This is a genomic window from Pararhizobium sp. PWRC1-1, from assembly GCF_049897905.1.
In the GTDB taxonomy this organism is placed as follows: Bacteria; Pseudomonadota; Alphaproteobacteria; order Rhizobiales; family Rhizobiaceae; genus Pararhizobium.
In genome coordinates, this window is the sequence record NZ_JAFCXE010000007.1 from 104118 (window position 1) to 126683 (window position 22566).

Here is a 22566-nt window from a genome sequence, read left to right on the forward strand (position 1 = left end):
AAGCTTTTGCTGTTGCGGCAGTTCATCGCACCGCCGCTGGCCGCCGCAATCATCCGCAAGCTATGAGCAGAAAGTATCTTGCCCGCCGGCCGCCACCGAGGTTTCGCGCTTCTCCAGTCGCAGCCTAAACGGTAAACACCTCACGGCGCAGCATCTCCCAGCAGTCCTTGTCGGAAGCCAGAAGCAGGCCGCCATCTACGTGATGCGGCAGGTACGGCGAACCATCGAATCGGGCGGCGTAGGCGCCGGCTTCCTGCGCAATCAGCGTACCGGCAAGGTGATCCCAGGGCATCAGCTTCTGGTACATCAGGAAATGAAAGTGGCCGCCGGCAAAGCCGCGATATTCGTGTGCCGCGCAGCGGTAGCTGGTGGCGATGCGGACCTTGGCCATATTGCCCATGACGATGCGGCGGTTCTCAGGCGAATAGAAGCCGGTCGAAGCGCAGCCGACCAGGCTTTCCAGCGGCACGGACGGAACCGTCAAAAGCTGCTCCTGCGAACCATCAGCCTTGCACAGCCAGGCGCCGGAACCCTTTTCGGCAATCACCCAGTCATTGCCCATCGGATCGTAGATGAGGCCGGCGACCGTCTCGCCCTTGGAGACGACGGCGGCCATGACGCCGAATAGCGGCAGGCCCGCCGCATAGTTGAACGTGCCGTCGATCGGATCGACGACGACGGCGAGATCGGCACCGGCCAGGCTGGCGAGCAGCGCCGGGTTGGCGGCGACAGATTCCTCGCCGATGAACAGTGCATCGGGTGCAAGTTCCGCTATCCGCGCCTTGATCAGCCGTTCGGCGGCTTCATCCGCCTCCGTTACCAGATCGATCGCCTCCGACTTCATCCGCACGTCGCCCGCGCCGAGATTGCGGAATTTTGGCAGGATTTCCTTGAAGGCGGCTTCCTGCAGGATATTGGCGATGGCAGCGATATCGATGGCAGACGTCATGCTTTGGGCTCCGCGAAGAGAGATTGGAAATCGAACAGCATTGGGTCGAGCAGATGCGACGGATTGACGTGGCCGAGTGCCCGCAGCATCGTGTCCTTGCGGCCGGGCATGCGGCGCTCGATGTCCGACAGCATCGCCTTCATCGCATTGCGCTCCAGTCCATCCTGCGTGCCGCAGAGGTCGCAGGGTATGATCGGAAACTCCATGGCAGCCGCAAATTTGGCGAGATCGTCTTCGGCGGCATAGGCAAGCGGCCGCATGACCATCAGATCGCCTTCGTCATTCAAGAGCTTGGCCGGCATGGTTGCCAACCTGCCGCCATGGAAGAAGTTCATGAAGAAGGTTTCGAGGATATCCTCGCGGTGATGACCGAGCACCAGCGCATCGCAACCTTCCTCGCGGGCGATCCGGTAGAGATTGCCACGGCGCAGGCGCGAACAAAGCGCGCAATAAGTACCGCCGGCCGGTACCTTTTCCTTCACGATCGAATAGGTATCGCGATATTCGATCCGGTGCTTGACGCCGATCGATGTGAGATATTCCGGCAGGACATGCTTGGGGAAATTCGGCTGGCCCTGATCGAGATTGCAGGCGACGAGTTCGACTGGCAGCAGGCCGCGCCATTGCAGATCCATCAACAGTGCCAGCAGGCTATAACTGTCCTTGCCGCCGGAAACGCCGATCAGCCAGCGCTTCTGGCCTTTCAGCATGCCGAAATCCTCGATCGCCTGGCGCACCTGCCGCAGCAACCGTTTGCGCAGCTTGTTGAACGAGACGGAGGCCGGCATCTTTGCAAAGATCGGATGCATCACATCGTCGCCAGCGATGTCGGTGCTGGGTGGAAAATCTTCGAGGTCAACAGTCGGCGGCTGAATGGCAATATCCATGACAAAGTCCCGGATGAAAGGGCGCACAGACGAAAAAACAGCGCGCGAAAACGATGCCCTGCACTTGCCTGTCTAAAGCAGCAAGATCAAGGAAAATGCACAGGATCCGGTGTGAAACTTCCGTAACGGCTGCTTAAGCGCCGAACACGGACCATCCGGTGCGGCTGGCCAGCATTTCAAGCGCCAGCGAACCGAGCAGCGAATTGCCGTTGTGATTGAGCCCCGGCGACCAGACGGCAACGGACGCCTTGCCCGGCGCGACACAGAGGATGCCGCCGCCGACGCCGCTCTTGCCCGGCAGGCCGACGCGATAGGCGAAATCCCCAGAACCGTCATAATGGCCGCAGGTCAGCATCAAAGCGTTGATACGCCGCGCCCGTTGTTTCGAGACGACGGAATGTTTGGTCAGCGGATTGGTGCCGGACGCAGCCAGAAACAGCCCGGCCTTGGCCAGCTGGACGCAGCTCATCGCTAGCGCACATTGATGGAAATAGACGCCGAGCACATGCTCGACGGGGTGATCGAGCTTGCCGAAGGAGCGCATGAAATTGGCCAGCGCGAAATTCCGGTAGCCGGTCGCCTCCTCGGAACGCGCCACGTCGGCGTCGATGAGGATATCGTCCTCGTCGGCCAGATAACGCACGAACCGGACCACTTCACCGATCGCTTCCTTCGGCGTATGACCGGCCAGCACCAGATCGGTAATGGCGATCGCCCCGGCATTGATGAACGGATTGCGCGGGATTCCGTGTTCGTGCTCAAGCTGGACGATCGAGTTGAAAGCAGACCCGGAGGGTTCGCGGCCGACACGCTTCCAGATGTTTTCGCCGTGCTTGCCGAGCGCCAGCGTCAGCGTGAAAACCTTGGAAATGCTCTGGATCGAGAATGGCACCTCAGCATCGCCGGCCATAAGCACATCGCCGTCGACGGTGACGATCGCCATGCCGAAACGCTTCGGATCGACGCGGGCGAGCTGCGGGATATAGTCGGCCACCTTGCCCTCGCCGAGCCGTGGCGCAAGCTCGCGGTGGATATCATCGACAATCGACTGCAGGTCCAACGGGCCGGGCATCGGTCATTCTCCGCATGAGATTTGGTGGAGATTGGGCAACAAAAAAGCCACCCATCTCTGAGTGGCTTTTCCGAATTTCACAAGGTCGGGCCTCTAAGAAATTATCGCGAATAGAATTCGACGACGAGGTTTGGTTCCATGATGACCGGGTAAGGAACGTCGGCCAGGGCAGGAATACGGGCGAAAGTCGCAACCATCTTGTTGTGATCGACTTCGACGTAATCCGGAACGTCGCGTTCAGCGAGCGAAACGGCTTCGAGAACCGAAACGAGCTGCTTGGATTTTTCGCGAACTTCGATCACGTCGCCAGCCTTGCAGCGGTACGAACCGATGTTGACGCGAACGCCGTTGACCTTGACGTGGCCATGGTTGACGAACTGACGGGCAGCAAAGACCGTCGGAACGAACTTGGCGCGGTACACGATCGCGTCGAGGCGCGATTCGAGCAGGCCGATCAGGTTTTCAGACGTGTCACCCTTGCGGCGGTCAGCTTCGGCGAAGATCGCACGGAACTGCTTTTCGCGGATGTCGCCGTAATAGCCCTTGAGCTTCTGCTTGGCGCGCAGCTGCACGCCGAAGTCGGAAAGCTTGGACTTGCGGCGCTGGCCGTGCTGGCCAGGACCGTATTCGCGACGGTTCACCGGGGACTTCGGACGGCCCCAAATGTTCTCGCCCATACGGCGGTCAATTTTGTACTTAGACGATTCGCGCTTGCTCATCGTATTTCCCTTCAACAGGTTACACCGGTCTGTTGCCAAACCGGATCAAGGAAACACGCCCTCCTCTGAACTTCTTTTGAAAGCTCTGACAGGTTTCTCACATTACGCTAACGGAGAATCCACGGGACATGTCAAATAAAACACCGGGCATTTCGGCCCGGCGTTGTGGCGGCTTTAGTCACTTCACCCCTTGTTGTCAAACGAATTTGCGTTTCCGCGCACGAGATTTAACGCGTATCGCCCTCCGTCCGCCGCTCCACCGAGACCAGCAACTTGCGCAACAAGGCCGCCAAGTCCGTTCGCTCCTCAGCGCTCAAATCCGCCACGAAGGATGCCTCGCTGGCCATATCAACGCGAAACGCCGCCTCGGCAAGCCGTATGCCCTCCTCCGTCAGGCCGACGACCATACTGCGTCCGTCGGCCTGCGAACGCTCGCGCAGGATCAGCCCCGATGTCTTCAGCCTGTCCAGCCGATGCGTCAGCCCGCCGGACGAGATCATCAGCGACGTATAAAGCTCCGTCGGCGTCAGCCTGTATGGCGGTCCTGACCGCCTCAGCGTCGATATGACATCGAACTCGCCCCGATCGAGACCGAAGGACGCAAAGGTCGCCTCGATCGACGGACGCACCAGATTGGCCAGCCGGTAGGCGCGACCCAGAATGGCCATGGGTTGGGTGTCGAGATCAGGCAACTCCCTTTGCCACTGCCCGCGCAGACGGTCCACGTGATCGGTATTTTCCTTGTCTTCCATCACCGGTGCGCCTTTCAGAAATCCAAACTATCTTGACGAGAAGACAGTTTCGTATAATATCTTCCTGTCGAGATATATAGTCCTTTGTTCTAATTCACCAGACCGCAAAACGGAGGCCAGCATGTTCCATGTCATTCCCCGCACCGAGCAGGATCAGCGGTCGAACAGGACAGTCCTGTTCGAGGGCGCAGAGTACGACACGCCAATTTCGATTTTCCTGGTCGACAACGAAACCGGCCAGGGACCGGCGCTGCACACGCATCCCTATAGTGAAACCTGGATCGTCCGATCCGGCCACGCGCAGTTCACCGTCGGGCTTGAAACGCTCGATGCTAAAGTGGGCGATATCATTGTGGTCAATGCCGAAACACCGCACCGTTTCGTCAATACGGGACCCGACAGGCTCGAGCTCACCTGCATTCACGCATCCGAACGCGTCATCCAGACCTGGGTCTGACAATCCCGCGATTGTTGACGGCCTTATTCCGCAGCGTTCCGGCTACCCGCATCATCATAAACAGCATCGGCGGCACCGGGTGCCGTCTCCACCTGCAAATCCGGAAACGCCACGATCCGTTTGCCTGAAAGATCGCTGTGAACCACGATCAGGCCCTGCTCTTCGAAATAACCGAGCAGACGGCGGGCGCGGCGGGCGGAATGCGTGCCATAGGCCCGCGCGATCATCGCATCCGACGGGCATGGCAGATTGCGAACGGCGGACTGCGCCACAAGCAGGAACACGCCCTGCAGATCGTCCGTGACATTGCGCGACAGGCTGAGCGCAGACGCCCAGATTTCGGTCGCAGCCGTCTCTGCATCGACGCCGGATCGGGCAACGGCCATCTTGCGGCGGAAAGCGCTCAGCGACAGCGGTGCGCCGGGCACGCGGCGGATGCGGCAGCGGACGAGAAAATCCTGAAACAGTTCGGCATCGGCGCGGAACGCCGCATCGGGATGTTCGAGAATCTCAGCCAACAGTCCGTCAAGCAGCGCTTCACGCTCCTGAACCGGCATTTCCGGCACCGGCGCCTTCGGCTCCGCAAGCCCGATCGGTTCCGGGCGCGGCCGCGAAAGCTCGGCCAGGATATCGGTGGCCGGGCGCGGCTGGGCGCTGGGACGGCGCATGATCGGCCGGATCAGTTCGTCCGGGTCCGGCGTAAAGATCAGATCTTCGACATCGGCGACCGCTTCGGGCAGCGGCGTCAGCTTCGGGCTGGTGGAGCGGGCCGAGGTTTCGACGTTGCCGATGGTCACCGGCAGCGGACGCCGCGACAGAGCCGGACCGAGCGCCACGAATGATCCGCGCTTCAGGTCACGGAACATTTCGGCGGTGCGGCGGTCCATGCCGAGCAGATCGGCGGCGCGCGCCATGTCGATATCGAGGAAGGTGCGGCCCATCAGGAAGTTGGAGGCTTCGGCGGCAACGTTCTTGGCAAGTTTGGCCAGGCGTTGCGTGGCGATAACACCGGCCAGGCCGCGTTTACGGCCACGGCACATCAGGTTGGTCATGGCCCCGAGCGAGATTTTTCGCGCTTCTTCCGAGACATCACCGGCAACCGACGGCGCAAACATCTGCGCTTCATCGACAACCACCAGCACCGGATACCAGTAGTCGCGATCAGCATCGAACATGGCATTGAGGAAGATACCGGCGCTGCGCATCTGCTGCTCGATATCCAGTCCCTCCAGCGAAAGCACGCAGGAGACCCGGTGCTGACGGATACGGCTGGCGATGCCGATCAGTTCGGCTTCCGTGCGCTCGCCCTCGATCACCACATGGCCAAACTTGTCGGCCAGCGTGACGAAATCGCCTTCCGGATCGATGATGCACTGCTGCACCCACGGGGCGGACTGTTCCAGCAGACGGCGCAGAAGGTGCGATTTTCCCGAGCCGGAATTGCCCTGTACCAAAAGACGCGTCGCCAGAAGCTCCTCGATATCGAGCGGAACGGACGCGCCATCGGACGCCGTCCCCATGTCGATGCCGACTTTCATATCCACCTCGTTCAAAATGCTGCTGCATAACTCCTTAAATCGAATCGATTTAAGGAGTTATGCAGCAGACCTAAAGTGTTACAGCGACCTTTGCGCGTCATATTTGATGCGCGGCGCTGTAATGCGGATGCGCCGCCACGAACCCGCAAGCGTTGACCCCTACCATCAAACCGCCTGTGTGGCGCGCCAGTCGCAGCAAAACCCACAGCTAAGACAGCAGTATCTTCAGAAATAAAGCCTGTGCGTGACTGTGTTGTTTTCCAGAACCGGCGAAAACCCAAGGCGTTCATAAAATTCGAACGCTTGCGGCGGTGCTCTTGTGTTCAAAAAGCGGAAAAAATCAGCCGCGTCCCTGACGATGAAGCGGACCAGTTGGCTACCGATCCCTCTGCCCCGATGAGCCGATGTCACATAAAGATGCCGAACGCGGCCAGCAGAAGCGTCGCCGGCGAACGGGTCGACATTGCGGCCGCAGACACCGGCAAGCACACCATCGACAATCGCCCCGGCAAGGATTTCGCCTGGGCGATCGAACCGGTTGAGGCCGGAAATCCAGTTTTCCTGCAACCGGGCAAGCATGCGCTGCCCCTCGGCAACGCTTGCCTCCCGCAAAGCCGCGAATCCATCAAAGTCAGGCGTTATCGGCACGATCTGCATCACGTCAGATAGCCTGCGACACCGTGAGCCCAAATCCTTGCAGCAGTCGGCGTGTAGTAAAGTCCGGGCGCCCCGACGTGAAGATCGCCGGGTCGATACCGTTCAAGGGCTCAAAACCATCCGGCAGCGCCACAAGGCTGCGGGCCCGCCGGGCAATCGCCTCGGCCGGGTCGAGCCAGTCCACCGGCCAGGGTGCCAGGCGGCGGAAGACATTGGCCATGAACGGATAATGCGTACAGGCCAGCACGACGATGTCGGTCTTCTTGCCATCCTTCTCGACAAAACACTGCTCGATCTCGGACAGAACCGCGCCGTCATCGATTGCCTCGCCACGAATATAGGCTTCCGCCATGCGGGCCAGATTTTCAGAGCCGACAAGGCGGACATGGCATTGCGTAGCAAATGACTGGATGAGATCGCGGGTATAGGCGCGTTTGACGGTGCCGGGCGTTGCCAGAACCGAGACAAGGCCGGAGCGCGTCCGCTCCGCCGCAGGCTTGATCGCCGGTACCGTGCCGACGAAGCGCATCCCGGGGAAGGCCGCGCGCAGATCGGCGCCGACCAGCGTGAAGGCGGTGTTGCAGGCGATAACGCAGATTTCGGGATCGTGCTCGGTGAGCAGCTTGGCGAACAGCGAGATGACGCGCTGCTTCAGCGCTTCCTCTTCCCAGCCGCCATAGGGGAAACCGGCATCATCGGCGATGTAGATAAAATGCCGCTCCGGCATCAGCACGCGCGCTTCGCGCAGCACGGTCAGCCCGCCGATGCCGCTGTCGAAAACCAGGATGGGTTTTAGCTCAGGTATCGTCACCGGCGTCGTCAACCTTGTTCGCGCGCGAATTTTCCGGCGCTCCGGTACCGCGCGGCGCCTCGCGGGTGAAACGGTCGAGCGACGAAATGACGCCGCGCACCAGACGGATTTCGGATTCGGTAAAGCCGGGGCGGGTCAGGACTGCGCGCAAATTGTCGACCAATTTCGGCTTTTTGGCGACAGGCCGGAAGTAACCGCGCGCCTCCAGCGCCTCCTCGACATGGTCAAACAGTCCCTGCAACTGGTCCTTGGTCGCCGGGTTCTGCGGCAGTGCCTGAAACGACGTGTCCTCCCGCGATTCCATGGATGTCTTCAGCCATTCGTAGGACATCAGAAGAACCGCCTGCGCCAGATTGAGTGAGGCAAAGGCCGGGTTGACCGGGAAGGTGACGATCTCGTCGGCCAGCGCCACCTCTTCGTTGGTGAGCCCGGTGCGCTCGCGGCCAAACAGGATGCCGGTCGCCTCGCCGAGATTAAAGCGGTTGCGCAACGTTTCGGCGGCCACCAGCGGCGAGCGCACCGGCTTGTAGCCGTAGCGGTCACGTGCGGTCGTCGCATAGACGAAATTCAGGTCGGCGATCGCTTCGGGGACCGTCTCGTAGACCTTGGCCGCATCGATGACGTGATCGGCCCGGCTTGCGGCAGAGCGGGCCTTTTCGCTTGGCCAGCCATCGCGCGGGCTGACCAGCCGCAACTCGGAAAGACCGAAATTGGCCATGGCGCGCGCCACCATGCCGATGTTCTCGCCAAGCTGCGGATGCACCAGAATGATCGCCGGTCCTTCGGTGAGAAGTACGCGCTCGCTATTGGTTCCTGCCATTCCGGTGCTTTCGTCTCTGTTTCAGCGTCTGGGTTTCCGCGCTTCCTTGCACAGATGCACGCATTTTGAAAGCCGCAGCCCGCGACGGCCTATTGCGGATTGGTGACACCCTGGCTGGCGATCCCCTGTAACTCGCCTTTCAGCGAGCCTGTTTCGCCCGTCCGGACAATATCGTCGATGACGGCTTTACCGGCTTCCTCGATCACCATGAAATGCAACTCGCTCGGTTTCCAGTCGCTGGCGCGCTCGCCAAAACAATGGGTATTGTCGAAGGTGACCTTCACATCGGTCTTGCCGTCCGTTTGCGGACCAGCGGTGACGGAGAGGTCCTTGATCGAGCAGCTGTCCTGACCGCTAACGATCACATCATAGTCGAAGGGCGAATCGCCTTCGTCATAGGCCGGGAATTTTGCCGCCTCGTGGTAGGTCTTGGCGAAATCCTGGCTATAGATGCGGCCCAGTCGCGCCTTAGAGAAATAGTCCTCGCCGGATTGCGCCTCTTCCGCCCAGCCCTTGACCGCCTCCTGCATGATCTCGTTGACGGGGGCCGCCGGGTCGGCCGCCTGCGCCGTCGAAAAGGCCGCGCAGGCAAGAACGACAAGCATCAACCGTTTCATCGACCATCTCCAATTTAAGGCGCAGCTGGTCTGCCGGCGCCACACCATGTTCGGTTGGTCATAACCATTTTCTGAGCGTCAGGCGAGGCCGGAATGAGCGGCAGAGCCCCTCGCACACCTGCAGCAATGTAGTATCCGGCTAATACCCGGCAGGGCAACGCCCGTGGCATCCTGACTGCTGACGCAACCCGATGGAGGATATGATGGGCGGCAAGAAAATTCTGATGATCTGCGGCGATTTCACCGAGGACTACGAGACGATGGTGCCGTTCCAGGCGCTGCTCGCGGTTGGTCATACGGTTCACGCGGTCTGCCCCGGCAAGGCGGCCGGCCAGCAGATCGCAACGGCCATCCATGATTTCGAGGGCGACCAGACCTATTCGGAAAAACGCGGCCACAATTTCACCCTGAACGCGACCTTCGCCGATACCAAGGTCGAAAGCTACGACGCGCTGGTTATCCCAGGCGGCCGCGCACCGGAATATCTGCGGCTCGATGCCAACGTCATCGCCATGGTTCGACACTTCTTCGACGCCGGCAAACCGGTGGCGGCGATCTGCCATGGTGCGCAATTGCTGTCGGCGGCCGGCGTGCTGAAGGGACGCACCTGCTCTGCCTACCCCGCCTGCCGTTTCGACGTCGAGCTTGCCGGTGGACATTATGCGGATATCCCGGTGGACCAGGCAGTCACCGACGGCAATCTGGTGTCGGCACCCGCCTGGCCCGCCCACCCCGCCTGGATCGGCCAGTTCCTGACAGTGCTCGGCACAGAAATCCGCCACAGCACGCCGTTGACAAGATCAGCCGCCTGACAGCGGCCTTGCCAAACCGCACCGAAGGGTGAACACTTCAGGCTGGAGTTCTGGGAGGAACGGATGTGCAGGCTATTCATCGGCGCCGACCCGGCGCTCTGGCAAAGTGTCACCCGCTCGGTGCGGATCGACGGGGTAGCGACAAGCATCAGGCTTGAAAGCTTCTTCTGGTCCATTCTGGACGATATCGGCGACCGCGACGGCATGTCGGTTGGCCGTCTGATTGGCCGGCTCTATGTCGAATCGCTCGGCGAAGGCCATCCGCCGGAGAATTTCACATCCTTCCTGAGGGTTTGCTGCGGCCGCTATCTGGCGCTGCAAGTCGAAGGGCTCGTGCCAACTGATCGCCATACACCGATTGCCGCGCTCGATGCGGACAGCATTCTTGTCCGCGAGGACAGACGCTATGCAAAACCGCGCGCTGCAGATTTTTCGCGCTCCGTCCGGGGCCATTGAACAGAGGTTTTGCAATCGGCAGGTAACGCAGGCGGAATCGCGCGCGTATGTCTTTGCCTGTGGTGAACTGGATGCTATAGGGGCGCAAACCCTTCTCCATCCAACCCCATGCAGAGGTTTGCAACATGACAAAGATCAAGGTCGCCAATCCGGTCGTCGAGCTCGACGGCGATGAAATGACCCGCATCATCTGGCAGTTCATCAAGGAAAAGCTGATCCATCCCTATCTGGATATCGATCTGGAATATTACGACCTTGGCATGGAAAACCGCGATGCGACAAACGATCAGGTGACGATCGATAGCGCCAACGCCATCAAGAAGCACGGCGTCGGCGTCAAGTGCGCGACCATCACCCCGGACGAACAGCGCGTCGAGGAATTCGGCCTGAAGAAGATGTGGAAGTCGCCGAACGGCACAATCCGCAACATTCTGGGCGGCGTCATCTTCCGCGAACCGATCATCTGCAAGAACGTGCCCCGGCTTGTTCCCGGCTGGACCAAGCCGATCATCGTCGGCCGTCACGCCTTCGGCGACCAGTACCGCGCCACCGACTTTAAATTCCCAGGCAAGGGCAAGCTGACGATGAAGTTCGTCGGCGAAGACGGTACGGAAATCGAGCACGAAGTCTACGACGCGCCGGCAGCCGGCGTTGCCATGGGCATGTACAACCTCGACGAATCGATCACCGATTTCGCCCGCGCATCGCTGAACTACGGCCTGCAGCGCGGCGTCCCGGTCTATCTGTCGACCAAGAACACCATCCTCAAGGTCTATGACGGCCGCTTCAAGGATATCTTCCAGGCTGTCTTCGACGCCGAATTCGCGGACAAATTCAAGGAAGCCAAGATCTGGTACGAACACCGCCTGATCGACGACATGGTCGCTTCGGCGCTCAAGTGGTCCGGCGGTTACGTCTGGGCTTGCAAGAACTATGACGGCGACGTCCAGTCCGACATCGTGGCCCAGGGCTTTGGCTCGCTCGGCCTGATGACCTCGGTTCTGATGACGCCGGATGGCCAGACGGTCGAAGCCGAAGCCGCCCACGGCACGGTGACGCGCCACTACCGCCAGCACCAGAAGGGCGAGGAAACCTCGACCAACTCGATCGCCTCGATCTTCGCCTGGACGCGTGGCCTTGCCCACCGCGCCAAGCTCGACAACAACACTGAGCTGGCAAAGTTCGCCGACACGCTGGAAAAGGTCTGCGTCGACACGGTCGAGAGCGGCTTCATGACCAAGGATCTGGCGCTGCTGATCGGCCCCGACCAGCCATGGCTTTCCACCACCGGCTTCCTCGATAAGATCGACGAGAACCTGAAGAAGGCAATGGCTGCCTAAGCATACACGGAGTCATCAACAGATAACCCGGCCACCGTGCCGGGTTTTTTTATGGAACCTTCTTATGCTTCGCCCGTTCGCGATGTGAGACCCTTGCATGCTGCGCTGCATGCTTCACCTCCCAAAAGATCGTGAACCTTTTTAAATGACTGTTTCTACCGAGAGAACCCAACCGCTTCTTCCGCGCATCGCGCTGGTTTCAACGCATGGATATGTCGCCGCCGAACCACCGCTTGGCGCTGCCGACACGGGCGGTCAGGTCGTCTATGTCATCGAACTCGCCCGCAAGCTGGCGCTGCTCGGTCATCAGGTCGATATCTACACGCGCCGGTTCGAGGACCAGCCGGAATTCGACGAAGTCGATGACCGCGTCCGCGTCATTCGCATCCCCTGCGGCGGCAATGACTTCATTCCGAAGGAATATCTCTATAGGCACCTGCTGGAATGGTGCGAAAACGCTGTGCGCTTCATTCGCAAGAACAATTTTACCTACACGCTGATCAACAGCCACTACTGGGACGCCGGTATTGCCGGACAACGGTTGTCCGAAGCGCTTGCCGTTACCCATATCCATACGCCGCATTCGCTGGGCATATGGAAGAAGAGCCAGATGGAGACGGATTATCCGGACAAGGCGGCCGAGTTTGACAAGGAATTCAATTTTTCCGAACGCATCAAGCATGAGCTGATCATCTACCGCTCCTGCAGCATGGTGATTGCCACGACGCCGATTCAGCTGGAAATGCTGGTCAACGACTATAATCTGCCGCGCGACCGGGTGCACATGATCCCGCCCGGCTACGACGACAACCGCTTCTTCCCCGTATCGAGGGCAACGCGCGAAATGGCCCGCCAGCGCTTTGGCTTCGAGGGCAAGGTGGTGATGGCCATGGGGCGTCTGGCCACCAACAAGGGCTACGACCTCCTGATCGACGGCTTTTCGGTGTTGGCTGAGCGTGTGCCGGAAGCGCGGCTGCACCTGGCCGTCGGCGGCGAGAACATGGACCCACAGGAGGCAGGCATTCTCGCCGAACTGAAGGGCCGCGTAGCCTCGCTGGGCCTTGAGGACAAAGTCGTCTTTTCCGGTTTCGTGGCCGACGACGACCTGCCGGATTTCTACCGTGCTGCCGATATTTTCGTGCTGTCGAGCCGCTACGAGCCGTTCGGCATGACCGCTATCGAGGCCATGGCCAGCGGCACGCCGACTATCATCACCATTCACGGCGGATTGTTCCGCGCCGTTAGTTATGGCCGCCACGCGCTGTTTGCCGATCCGTTCGACAAATACGACCTGGGCATCACCATGATGAAGCCGCTGAAACACGAGCGGCTCTACGGCCGCCTGTCGCGCATGGGTGCCCATAAGGCCCGCAGTCTGTTTACCTGGACCGGCATTGCCCAGCAGCTGATCGGCGTCGTCGAAGGACGGCCGATGCCGCAGGCAATGGATGACAACGAATGGGCGGAACCATGGACGGATGGAGATTGAAGCGCGTCCGGTTGTTCTGCAGCGACATAGACGGGACGCTGGCAGGAAACACGGATGCAGAGGCAAGATTTGGTCAGGCATGGCAAAGCCTCAGCCCGGACGAGCGGCCGCTTCTGGTGCTCAACAGCGGCCGGCTGATCGCCGATCAGAAGGCCTTTGTCGCCACGACGGCATTACCGAGGCCGGATGTCTATATTGGCGGCGTCGGCACGATGCTCGACCACGAAAATGAACCATCCCATGGCGCGGCCTATTCCAGCTCCATCGGAGCGGGTTTCGACCGTGAGAGAATTGCCGAAGCTCTTGCCGGTATCACCGGCATCGCCGTCCAACCCGACGCCTACCAGCATGCGCAGAAATCCAGCTGGTATCTGCTGGACGCCGATGCGGTAACCCTGGCTGGCATCGAGGAACGGCTGGCGAGCGCTGGCATTGCCGCACGCCTGGTCTATTCCAGCAACCGAGATCTCGACATCTTGCCCGACGGCGTCGACAAGGGGGCCGCCCTCTCCTGGCTCTGCCGCCAGCTTGGCCTGTCGCATGACGATGTCGTGGTGGCCGGCGATACCAACAACGACCGCAGCATGTTCGAACTGCCGGGCGTGCGCGGTATCGTCGTATCCAATGCTTTGGCGGAATTGAAGGCCATCGCTGAGGATCGGCCGGAGATTTACAGCGCCCAGGGTTCCGTCGCCGATGGCGTGCTTGAGGGGCTTGTGCATTGGGGTGTCCTTGAAAAGTGATCCCCACGCCTCACAAGCCGAATTTCATTAGCCAGCTCATGAAATAGAGTACCCGGCATCGCGATTTCAACGCCGGGTCCTGCTAACTGCTATTTCAACGGCAGATGAATGTCGGTCAACAGCTCCGTCGGCGCGGCATCTCGCGGGTTGTTGACATATTCCTCGAACATCACGGTATCGCGGACTTCCCGGCCCGATTGCGGTAGCCATGTGCCATAGAGCCACTGATAGGCCTTGTGCATATCGGCGTAAGGCCCCTTGTGGCGCAGAACGGCATAGTCGCCGCCATCCAGATGCTGTCGAACCAGCGGCTCGTCCGCCGGCACATGCTCGCCTTCGGTCACGCAGGCAAACGCACGCAGCTTGTCCTCCGCCACCAGATCCGGGTCGTCCAGATAGAGGCCGACCATCTTCATCTCCGGCCTGTAGAGACCGCGCGCCTGTAGCGTGCCGCCCAGTGTTTCGAAAGCCCGGCCTATGCCCATATAGGAGCCGGTATGGCTGACCCCGACCAGTTCACGCGGGGAAATCGTTATCGTCGTAACAGGATACATGTCGCCAAATCCTTTGCCGTTTGCCGATTGAAAGACCGTGTGGCTGCCCTCTCTCCGGTAGCGGGCCGGTGGTATGCCGAACACCGATTTGAAAATCCTGTTGAAGGATTGGAGATTGGGATAGCCGGTCCGTCTTGCGATTTCCTCGACAGAAAGAGGGGTGCGCGCCAGATCACCCGCCGCCCGGTGCAGCCGCAACCGCTTGACGGTCGCCGCCAGCGTCTCGCCGTGCACGGCCCGGTAGATCCGGTGCCAATGATGCGGCGATAGGCACGCAATATCCGAGAGCCGATCGAGATCGAGCTCCTCGTCCAGGTGATCGTGAATATAGGCCGATACGCGCCGCAGACGCTGCTCGTAAACCGCCCAGATGCTGTCTTCCTTCATGCCGATCCTCATACAAGCCGAACAACCAGACAGAACCACATCCGCATTTGACAAATCCTGCGGAGTTGGCGCGCACGATTTGAGCACGAGAAAAAACGATTGGGCAAAGAAAAACCGGGCCTTTCCGCCCGGTTTCTCAAACATCGCAAGGAACCGAAGGCCGGATTACCCGGCCAGTGCCGCAGCAACCGCATCGATCGCTTCCGCAGCCTTAGTAACATCCGGGCCACCGGCCTGCGCCATGTCGGCACGGCCGCCGCCGCCTTTGCCGCCGAGCGCTGCGGAGGCGATGCGAACCAGATCGACAGCGCTGAAACGCGACGTTAGATCGTCGGTCACCGCCACGACGGCGCTTGCCTTGCCGTCTGCGGAAACGCCGACGAAGGTGACGACGCCGGAGCCGAGGCTCGTCTTACCGTCATCGGCGAGACTCTTCAGGTCCTTCGGCTCGACGCCGGTAACCACCTTGCCGAGGAATTTGACCCCGCCGATATCCTGGATCTGATCGGCAGAACCACCGGAGCCGCCGCCGCCGAGCGCCAGCTTCTTCTTCGCCTCGTTCAGTTCGCGCTCCAGCTTGCGGCGCTCATCCATCAAGGCTTCGACACGGGTCAGAACGTCGGCCGGTTGAACCTTGAGCGTCGTTGCCAATGTCTTGACCCGCTCGTCCTGTTCGTTGAGATAGGCAAGTGCCGACACCCCGGTCAAAGCTTCCAAACGGCGAACGCCCGCACCGACGGCGCTTTCGCCGACGATCCGCACAAGGCCGATCTCGCCGGTGGCGCCGACATGGGTGCCGCCGCAGAGTTCGACGGAGTAGGGCCGGTTGGCCTTGGCGCCATGGATGCCCTGCCCCATAGACACGACGCGCACTTCATCGCCGTATTTTTCGCCGAACAGCGCCATCGCACCCTCGGCAATCGCGTCATCGACGCTCATCAGCCGCGTCGTCACCGGGCTGTTCTGCACGATGATCTCGTTGGCCATGTCCTCGACGATCTTCAGCTCCTCAGCCGACATCGGCTTGGGATGCGAGACGTCGAAACGCAGGCGTTCGGGCGCAACCAGTGAGCCCTTCTGGGCAATATGGGTTCCCAGCACTTCGCGCAGCGCTTCATGCAGCAGATGCGTGGCCGAATGGTTGGCACGCAGGCGCGAGCGTCGGGCGTGATCGACCGTGAGTGCGGCAGCGTCGCCAACCTTGACCGTTCCGTCTTCCACAACACAGGAGTGCACGAACAGGCCTTCGCCGCGCTTCTGCACGTCGGTCACCGTCAGCTTGGCGTGATCGGTCGAGATGACGCCGGTATCGCCCATCTGGCCGCCGGACTCGCCGTAGAATGGGGTCTGGTTGAGCACCAGCTGCACCGTGTCGCCCTTCGACGCGGTTTGGATCGCCTTGCCATCGGCAACGATCGCCTGAACCACGCCCTCGGCGGTCTCTGTGTCATAACCGAGGAATTCGGTGGCGCCGAGCTTTTCCTTCAGCTCATACCAGATCGTTTCCGTTGCCTTGTCGCCGGAACCGGACCATGAGGCGCGGGCCTCCGCCTTCTGTCGTTGCATGGCCGCGGTGAAAGCCTCGGTATCGACACCGATGCCGCGAGCGCGAAGTGCGTCCTGCGTTAGGTCAAGCGGAAAACCGAACGTGTCGTAAAGCTTGAAGGCGGTATCGCCGTTCAGCTGGTCACCTTCGACCAGATCCGTCGTTGCATCTGACAGCAGGCCGAGACCACGCTCCAGCGTCTTGCGGAAACGGGTCTCTTCCAGCTTCAAAGTTTCCGAAATCAGCGATTCCGCCCGGATGAGCTCCGGATAAGCGCGGCCCATCTGGCCGATCAGCGCCGGCAACAGCCGCCACATCAGCGGGTCACGGGCGCCCAGCAGCTCCGCATGGCGCATGGCGCGGCGCATGATCCGGCGCAGCACGTAGCCACGGCCTTCCTTCGACGGCAGAACACCATCGGCAATCAGGAAGGCGGACGCGCGCAGATGGTCGGCGATCACACGGTGGCTGGCGCGACTGTCGCCTTCAGCCTTGACGCCCGTCGCCTCTTCCGAAGCTGCGATCAGCGCGCGGAAAAGGTCGATTTCGTAATTGTCATGCTTGCCCTGCAGCAGGGCCGCAACACGCTCGAGGCCCATGCCGGTATCGATCGACGGACGCGGCAGGTCGACGCGTTCTTCCTCCGTCACCTGCTCGTACTGCATGAAGACGAGGTTCCAGATCTCGATGAAGCGGTCGCCGTCTTCATCCTTGGAACCGGGTGGGCCGCCCCAGATATGATCGCCGTGATCGTAGAAAATTTCAGAACAGGGACCGCACGGACCGGTATCGCCCATCGCCCAGAAATTGTCGCTGGTGGGGATACGGATGATCCGGTCGCCGGTCAGACCGGCAATCTTCTTCCACAGGCCGAAGGCCTCGTCGTCCGTATGATAGACGGTGACCAGCAGGCGTTTGGCGTCGATGCCATACTCCTTGGTGATCAGGTTCCAGGCAAGCTCGATCGCCCGCTCCTTGAAATAATCGCCGAAGGAGAAATTGCCGAGCATTTCGAAGAAGGTGTGGTGACGCGCGGTATAACCGACATTGTCGAGGTCATTGTGCTTGCCGCCGGCGCGCACGCATTTCTGCGCGGTCGCAGCCGTCGAATAGGGGCGCTGCTCGAGGCCGGTAAAGACGTTCTTGAACTGCACCATACCGGCATTGGTGAACATCAGGGTCGGGTCGTTGCGTGGAACCAGCGGGCTCGACGCTACGACTTCATGGCCGTTCTTCTTGAAGTAGTCGAGGAACGTCGACCGGATTTCATTCACGCCGCTCATATTGCGCCCTTATCTCTTGCATCGGACCGTCCGCGACCTGCCTGGCCGAACCGCGAACCGGAAACTTTTGAAAATTGCGGATCACCGGACATCCGCCGATCCTCTCCCGCCCCATGGGAACACAGGCTTTTATCGTCCGGGCCAATCCCTGTCCAGACGGCAAAAGAAAACCGGCCGCCCTTGGAAAGGGCGGCCGGCAAACATGATGTCGAAAATCAAGCGATCTTATGCCAGAGCGGCATCGTCATCCTCGTCTCCGGCTTCCGGGCCGCCGTTCTCAAGGAATTTTTCAGCGATCAAGCCTGCATTCTGGCGCAGCGACAGCTCGATCTCCTTGGCCGTATCGGGATTGTCACGCAGGAACATCTTGGCATTCTCGCGGCCCTGGCCGAGGCGCTGGCTGTTATAGGAGAACCAGGCACCGGATTTTTCCACAATGCCAGCCTTGACGCCCAGGTCGACCAGTTCGCCGGTCTTGGACACGCCTTCGCCATACATGATGTCAAATTCGACCTGCTTGAAGGGCGGCGCCATCTTGTTCTTGACGACCTTGACGCGTGTCTGGTTGCCGATCACCTCTTCGCGATCCTTGACCGCGCCGATACGGCGAATGTCGAGGCGAACGGAAGCGTAGAATTTCAGGGCGTTACCGCCTGTCGTCGTTTCCGGTGAACCGAACATGACACCGATCTTCATGCGAATCTGGTTGATGAAGATGACCATGCAGTTCGACTTGGAGATCGAAGCGGTCAGCTTGCGTAGCGCCTGGCTCATCAGGCGGGCCTGGAGGCCCGGCAGGCTGTCGCCCATTTCGCCTTCGATTTCAGCGCGCGGCACGAGTGCAGCAACCGAATCGATGACCAGTACGTCGATAGCGCCGGAGCGCACCAGAGTGTCAGTAATTTCCAGGGCCTGTTCGCCGGTATCCGGCTGCGAGATCAAAAGGTTTTCGAGATCGACGCCAAGCTTGCGGGCATAGACCGGATCCAGCGCATGTTCCGCATCGACGAAGGCGCAGATGCCACCCTTCTTCTGGGCTTCGGCAATGGTCTGCAGCGCCAGCGTCGTCTTGCCCGAGCTTTCCGGTCCATAAATTTCGATGACGCGCCCCTTGGGCAGCCCGCCAATACCGAGCGCGATATCCAGGCTCAACGATCCCGTCGAAACGGTTTCGATTTCGACAATGCTGTCTTTTCCACCGAGCTTCATGATCGATCCCTTGCCGAACGAACGTTCGATCTGGGAGAGTGCCGCTTCAAGTGCCTTGCTTTTATCCACCGATTTGTCCTCTACAAGCCGCAAAGAGTTTTGTGCCATGTGATCCACCTTTAAATTATGGAAGCTGTTGAGGCAATGAAGTCGCCGATGAAAGCTATGTACACTTTTTGTTCTCATTTTGCAAGAGCTATCTATGGACTTGAATTATCAACATAAACGGTTGCGTGTTCTTTTCTTGTTCCACGTTTGGTCCCACGGATTTCACAATCGGTGGAAATGACTGAAACAAAAAGCGGATCAACATCATAGCGCAACGAATCGCCAGGGATCGGCACACGGGAAAACGCATGACAGGCAGACAAGTTTCCATCTTTGGCGGCGCGCATATCGACCGCAGGGCACGCATCTTCGGCACCACCGTTCCGGGATCGAGCAATCCCGGCAGCTGGTTCGAGGAGGCCGGCGGCGGCGGGTTCAACGCGGCCCGCAATCTGGCGCGGCTTGGACTTGACGTTCGCATGATCAGCCCGCGCGGCGGCGATGCCGCTGGCGAGACGGTCGCCCGGGCTGCGAGTGAAGCCGGCGTTATCGATTGCCCCTTTATCTTCCTTGATCGCAAGACGCCAAGCTACACGGCCATTCTCGAAAACGACGGTAATCTGGTGATCGCACTTGCCGACATGGAACTCTACCGCCTGTTTTCTCCCCGCCGATTGCAGCAAAAGGCCATGCGCGAGATCATCTCGCTGAGCGATCTGATCGTCACCGATGCCAACCTGCCCGAAGAGACGCTGACTGGCCTGGTTGCCCGTGCAAACGCCGAATCAAAGCCGATCACCGCCATTGCCATCTCACCGGCGAAAGTCGCGCGGCTGGTGAAAAGTCTGTCCGGGCTCGATTTTCTCTTCATGAACGAGGCGGAAGCGCGGGCCCTGACAGGCCGCGACAGCGCCGAGGCGGCGGAATGGCCTGTTCTGCTGAAGGCGACCGGCTTGGCCGGCGGCGTCATTACCCGCGGCGGCAAGCCCGCGATTGCATTTCACGACGGGCAAACCGTTACGGTGGCACCGCCGCAGCTTGACGCGCTTGCCGACGTCACTGGTGCTGGCGATTCGCTTGCCGCCGGGTTCCTGTCGGCATTTGTTGCGGGCGAACCGCTCGACATATGCCTTCGTTCTGGCGTCGCCGCTGCCGGCATCACCGTCCGTTCGCCGCTGGCCGTATCGGAAAAAATGTCGCGGGCAATGCTCGAAGAAGCAATTCGACTTGTGCCGCCAGCCGAAATCCTGTCATGAACGCGCCTTAAAAAGCCAAATAAGGATCCGCGATGACCAAGCCCTTCTCCCCCCTTCTGCCGATGGAATATTCCAGAGAAGTCGCGGCCGCCAAGGCTCGCGGCGCAGCGATCGTCGCGCTGGAATCGACCATCATCACCCATGGCATGCCCTTCCCCGGCAATCTCAACATGGCGCGCAGCGTCGAAGCGATCATCCGCGAGGAAGGTGCTGTTCCGGCAACCATCGCCGTCATCGACGGCATCCTGCATATCGGCCTGGAAGACGCCCAGCTGGAAGCTCTGGCGCAGACGGAAGGCGCCATGAAACTGTCGCGTGCCGATCTTGCCTTTGCGATCGCCGAGCGCCGCACCGGTGCGACCACAGTTGCCGCAACGATGATCGCTGCAGCCCGCGCCGGCATCCGCGTCTTTGCCACCGGCGGTATCGGCGGCGTGCATCGCAAGGCCGAAGAGAGCTTTGACATCTCCGCCGACCTCGACGAGCTGGCGCGCACCGGCGTCATCGTCGTCTGCGCCGGTGCAAAGGCCATCCTCGACATTCCAAAGACCCTGGAAGTCCTGGAAACGCGCGGCGTTCCGGTCGTCACCTATGACAGCGACATCTTCCCGGCCTTCTGGTCGCGCGACAGCGGCCTGAAGAGCCCGTTGATGCTCAACAGCCCGGCGGCAATCGCCAATTTCCAGAAGATGCGCGACCTGCTCGGCGTCGATGGCGGCATGCTGATTGCCAATCCGGTGCCGGAGGCAAACGAAATTCCGCGCGACGAAATGGAAATCTACATCACGCGGGCACTGGACAATGCCGCCCGCGACGAGATCTCCGGCAAGAAAGTCACGCCCTACCTGCTCGACAGCATTTTCGGCCTGACCGACGGCCGCAGCCTCGAGACCAATATCGCGCTGGTCGAGAACAACGCCCGGCTCGCGGCCGAAATTGCCGTTGCACTGGTCTGAGTTAGAACAACCATTGGAAAAATCGGGGGCTGGCTGCCAGCCCCCGTAACGTCAGCTCTGCCGCCCTGCCCGTGCAAGGCCATGTTCGATCAGCCGGTCGATGATATCGGCATAGGCAATTCCGCTAGCGGCCAAAGCCTTGGCATACATGCTGATATCGGTAAAGCCGGGGATCGTGTTGACCTCGTTGACGACGGCGCTGAGGTCAGGCCGCACAAAAAAGTCGATACGGGCCATGCCGTCGCATCCGAGCGCCCTGAAAGCGCCTTGCGCCATCGATCTGAGATTTTGCGCAATTTCATCCGGAAGTTGAGCGGGAATGCTGAGAATGGCACCGTCCGGGTCGATATATTTGGCATCATAGCTGTAAAAACCGTGGCTACCGGCGGGAATGATCTCTCCTGGAAGAGAGGCGATGAGCGTGCCGTCGGCCTGTTCAAGAATGCTGCACTCGATCTCCCGCCCCTCGATAAATTCTTCGACGAGGATTTTCTGATCGTGGTGGAAGCCTTCCGCGAGTGCAGCGAGAAATTCGTCTGCCGTTCGAGCCTTGCTGACGCCGACTGACGAGCCCTGCCGGGCCGGCTTGACGAAAACCGTCGATCCCAGCGCCCCGACGACATCGTCGAAGGATGGAGCGTCGCCCTCATAGAAGGTCAATGAGCGCGCCACGGGCAATCCGGCTTCGTTCAGCAGGCGCTTTGCCACATCCTTGTCGATGGCGGTGGCCGAGCCCAGAATCCCACATCCGGCAAACGGCACCATCGCAACCTCGGCAAGCCCCTGCACCGAACCATCCTCGCCATGCGGCCCATGCAGAACCGGAAACACAACATCGATCGGCGGCAGTTCGCGGATGGCTTCGTCTTCGGGAACGATGAAAAGGCGGCCGCGGCCGCCGGGTAAAAGGCAGACTTGTGTATTCGCGGCTGGCAGCGGATCCGGCAAGGCTCTATCGCGTAGCTGCTGCAGAAGCCATTTCCCCTGACGGTCGATCAGAATCGGCACGACATCATATTTTTCAGTATCAAGCGCCTTGAAGACATTGCGCGCCGAAAGAACGGAAACATCGTGTTCGGCAGAACGTCCGCCAAAAAGAACTGCAACCCTTAGCTTTGAATTCATTCGAGCGCTCGCAAAATCGGGGAATGGGACGCTGCGTTTGAGCTAAAGGCCGGAAAACCTGTCGGACCATGGCGCAACGCGTG

The 22566-nt window shown here is 60.3% G+C and carries 22 protein-coding genes; 8 read left to right on the forward strand and 14 right to left on the reverse strand.

What is annotated here, in order from left to right:
* Window positions 1–124: 124 nt before the first annotated feature.
* From ACP7E0_RS13215 to ACP7E0_RS13235, 5 genes are all read right to left on the reverse strand, one after another.
* The gene (locus ACP7E0_RS13215; RefSeq protein ID WP_426125467.1) at window positions 125–949 is read right to left on the reverse strand and encodes an inositol monophosphatase family protein; all 825 of its coding nucleotides are present in this window, start codon (window positions 947–949) and stop codon (window positions 125–127) included.
* Window positions 946–1758, reverse strand: a complete 813-nt coding sequence (ttcA, locus tag ACP7E0_RS13220; protein WP_426125631.1) for a tRNA 2-thiocytidine(32) synthetase TtcA — start codon at window positions 1756–1758, stop codon at window positions 946–948. Before ttcA ends, ACP7E0_RS13215 begins: the two co-directional genes overlap by 4 nt.
* Window positions 1759–1969: 211 nt before the next feature.
* A complete protein-coding gene (locus ACP7E0_RS13225) occupies window positions 1970–2908 on the reverse strand; it encodes a glutaminase (RefSeq protein WP_426125468.1) in 939 nt (312 codons plus the stop codon).
* A 101-nt stretch (window positions 2909–3009) separates the two neighbouring features.
* Window positions 3010–3627 (reverse strand): 30S ribosomal protein S4, encoded by a 618-nt coding sequence (gene rpsD, locus ACP7E0_RS13230; protein ID WP_113244728.1) that lies wholly within the window; start codon window positions 3625–3627, stop codon window positions 3010–3012.
* Window positions 3628–3854: 227 nt separating this feature from the next.
* Window positions 3855–4379, reverse strand: coding sequence for a MarR family winged helix-turn-helix transcriptional regulator (locus ACP7E0_RS13235; protein ID WP_426125469.1), 525 nt, complete (start codon window positions 4377–4379; stop codon window positions 3855–3857).
* A gap of 121 nt (window positions 4380–4500) precedes the next feature.
* On the opposite strand from ACP7E0_RS13235, the gene ACP7E0_RS13240 reads away from it, so the two are divergent.
* Window positions 4501–4836: a cupin domain-containing protein gene (locus ACP7E0_RS13240; protein ID WP_426125470.1), complete on the forward strand. Its 336-nt coding sequence runs from the start codon at window positions 4501–4503 to the stop codon at window positions 4834–4836.
* Between the two features lie 23 nt (window positions 4837–4859).
* Here ACP7E0_RS13240 and ACP7E0_RS13245 read toward each other — a convergent pair whose 3' ends face one another.
* The 5 genes from ACP7E0_RS13245 to ACP7E0_RS13265 all read right to left on the reverse strand — a co-directional run bounded on the left by ACP7E0_RS13245 (window position 4860) and on the right by ACP7E0_RS13265 (window position 9279).
* On the reverse strand, window positions 4860–6374 hold the full coding sequence (locus tag ACP7E0_RS13245; RefSeq protein ID WP_426125472.1) for a helicase HerA domain-containing protein: 1515 nt from the start codon (window positions 6372–6374) through the stop codon (window positions 4860–4862).
* Window positions 6375–6599: 225 nt separating this feature from the next.
* Entirely contained in the window at window positions 6600–7031 is a 432-nt protein-coding gene (locus ACP7E0_RS13250) for a GNAT family N-acetyltransferase (RefSeq protein ID WP_426125632.1), read from the reverse strand.
* A gap of 4 nt (window positions 7032–7035) precedes the next feature.
* Window positions 7036–7842: a glutamate racemase gene (gene murI / locus ACP7E0_RS13255; protein ID WP_426125474.1), complete on the reverse strand. Its 807-nt coding sequence runs from the start codon at window positions 7840–7842 to the stop codon at window positions 7036–7038.
* Entirely contained in the window at window positions 7829–8662 is an 834-nt protein-coding gene (locus ACP7E0_RS13260; protein ID WP_426125476.1) for an RNA methyltransferase, read from the reverse strand. The genes murI and ACP7E0_RS13260 overlap by 14 nt, the downstream gene beginning before the upstream one ends.
* 89 nt (window positions 8663–8751) lie before the next feature.
* Window positions 8752–9279: a hypothetical protein gene (locus ACP7E0_RS13265; protein WP_426125478.1), complete on the reverse strand. Its 528-nt coding sequence runs from the start codon at window positions 9277–9279 to the stop codon at window positions 8752–8754.
* A gap of 203 nt (window positions 9280–9482) precedes the next feature.
* On the opposite strand from ACP7E0_RS13265, the gene ACP7E0_RS13270 reads away from it, so the two are divergent.
* From ACP7E0_RS13270 to ACP7E0_RS13290, 5 genes are all read left to right on the forward strand, one after another.
* Window positions 9483–10091, forward strand: a complete 609-nt coding sequence (locus tag ACP7E0_RS13270) for a DJ-1/PfpI family protein (RefSeq protein WP_426125633.1) — start codon at window positions 9483–9485, stop codon at window positions 10089–10091.
* 63 nt (window positions 10092–10154) lie between these two features.
* A complete protein-coding gene (locus ACP7E0_RS13275; protein WP_426125479.1) occupies window positions 10155–10547 on the forward strand; it encodes a ribbon-helix-helix domain-containing protein in 393 nt (130 codons plus the stop codon).
* 125 nt (window positions 10548–10672) lie between these two features.
* The gene (locus ACP7E0_RS13280) at window positions 10673–11887 is read left to right on the forward strand and encodes an NADP-dependent isocitrate dehydrogenase (RefSeq protein WP_426125481.1); all 1215 of its coding nucleotides are present in this window, start codon (window positions 10673–10675) and stop codon (window positions 11885–11887) included.
* A 145-nt stretch (window positions 11888–12032) separates the two neighbouring features.
* Window positions 12033–13376, forward strand: coding sequence for a glycosyltransferase family 4 protein (locus tag ACP7E0_RS13285; protein WP_426125483.1), 1344 nt, complete (start codon window positions 12033–12035; stop codon window positions 13374–13376).
* Window positions 13346–14119, forward strand: coding sequence for an HAD-IIB family hydrolase (locus tag ACP7E0_RS13290; protein WP_426125485.1), 774 nt, complete (start codon window positions 13346–13348; stop codon window positions 14117–14119). Before ACP7E0_RS13285 ends, ACP7E0_RS13290 begins: the two co-directional genes overlap by 31 nt.
* 89 nt (window positions 14120–14208) lie before the next feature.
* On the opposite strand, the gene ACP7E0_RS13295 is transcribed toward ACP7E0_RS13290, so the two are convergent.
* The 3 genes from ACP7E0_RS13295 to recA form a co-directional block, all read right to left on the reverse strand.
* Entirely contained in the window at window positions 14209–15060 is an 852-nt protein-coding gene (locus ACP7E0_RS13295) for an AraC family transcriptional regulator (RefSeq protein ID WP_426125487.1), read from the reverse strand.
* Between the two features lie 165 nt (window positions 15061–15225).
* Window positions 15226–17889, reverse strand: a complete 2664-nt coding sequence (alaS, locus tag ACP7E0_RS13300; protein ID WP_426125488.1) for an alanine--tRNA ligase — start codon at window positions 17887–17889, stop codon at window positions 15226–15228.
* 225 nt (window positions 17890–18114) lie between these two features.
* A complete protein-coding gene (gene recA, locus ACP7E0_RS13305) occupies window positions 18115–19206 on the reverse strand; it encodes a recombinase RecA (RefSeq protein WP_113318207.1) in 1092 nt (363 codons plus the stop codon).
* A 248-nt stretch (window positions 19207–19454) separates the two neighbouring features.
* On the opposite strand from recA, the gene ACP7E0_RS13310 reads away from it, so the two are divergent.
* Window positions 19455–20402, forward strand: coding sequence for a carbohydrate kinase family protein (locus ACP7E0_RS13310; RefSeq protein ID WP_426125489.1), 948 nt, complete (start codon window positions 19455–19457; stop codon window positions 20400–20402).
* 32 nt (window positions 20403–20434) lie between these two features.
* The gene (locus ACP7E0_RS13315; RefSeq protein ID WP_426125490.1) at window positions 20435–21358 is read left to right on the forward strand and encodes a pseudouridine-5'-phosphate glycosidase; all 924 of its coding nucleotides are present in this window, start codon (window positions 20435–20437) and stop codon (window positions 21356–21358) included.
* A 51-nt stretch (window positions 21359–21409) separates the two neighbouring features.
* Here ACP7E0_RS13315 and ACP7E0_RS13320 read toward each other — a convergent pair whose 3' ends face one another.
* Window positions 21410–22483, reverse strand: coding sequence for a D-alanine--D-alanine ligase family protein (locus ACP7E0_RS13320; RefSeq protein ID WP_426125491.1), 1074 nt, complete (start codon window positions 22481–22483; stop codon window positions 21410–21412).
* Between the last annotated feature and the right edge of the window lie 83 nt (window positions 22484–22566).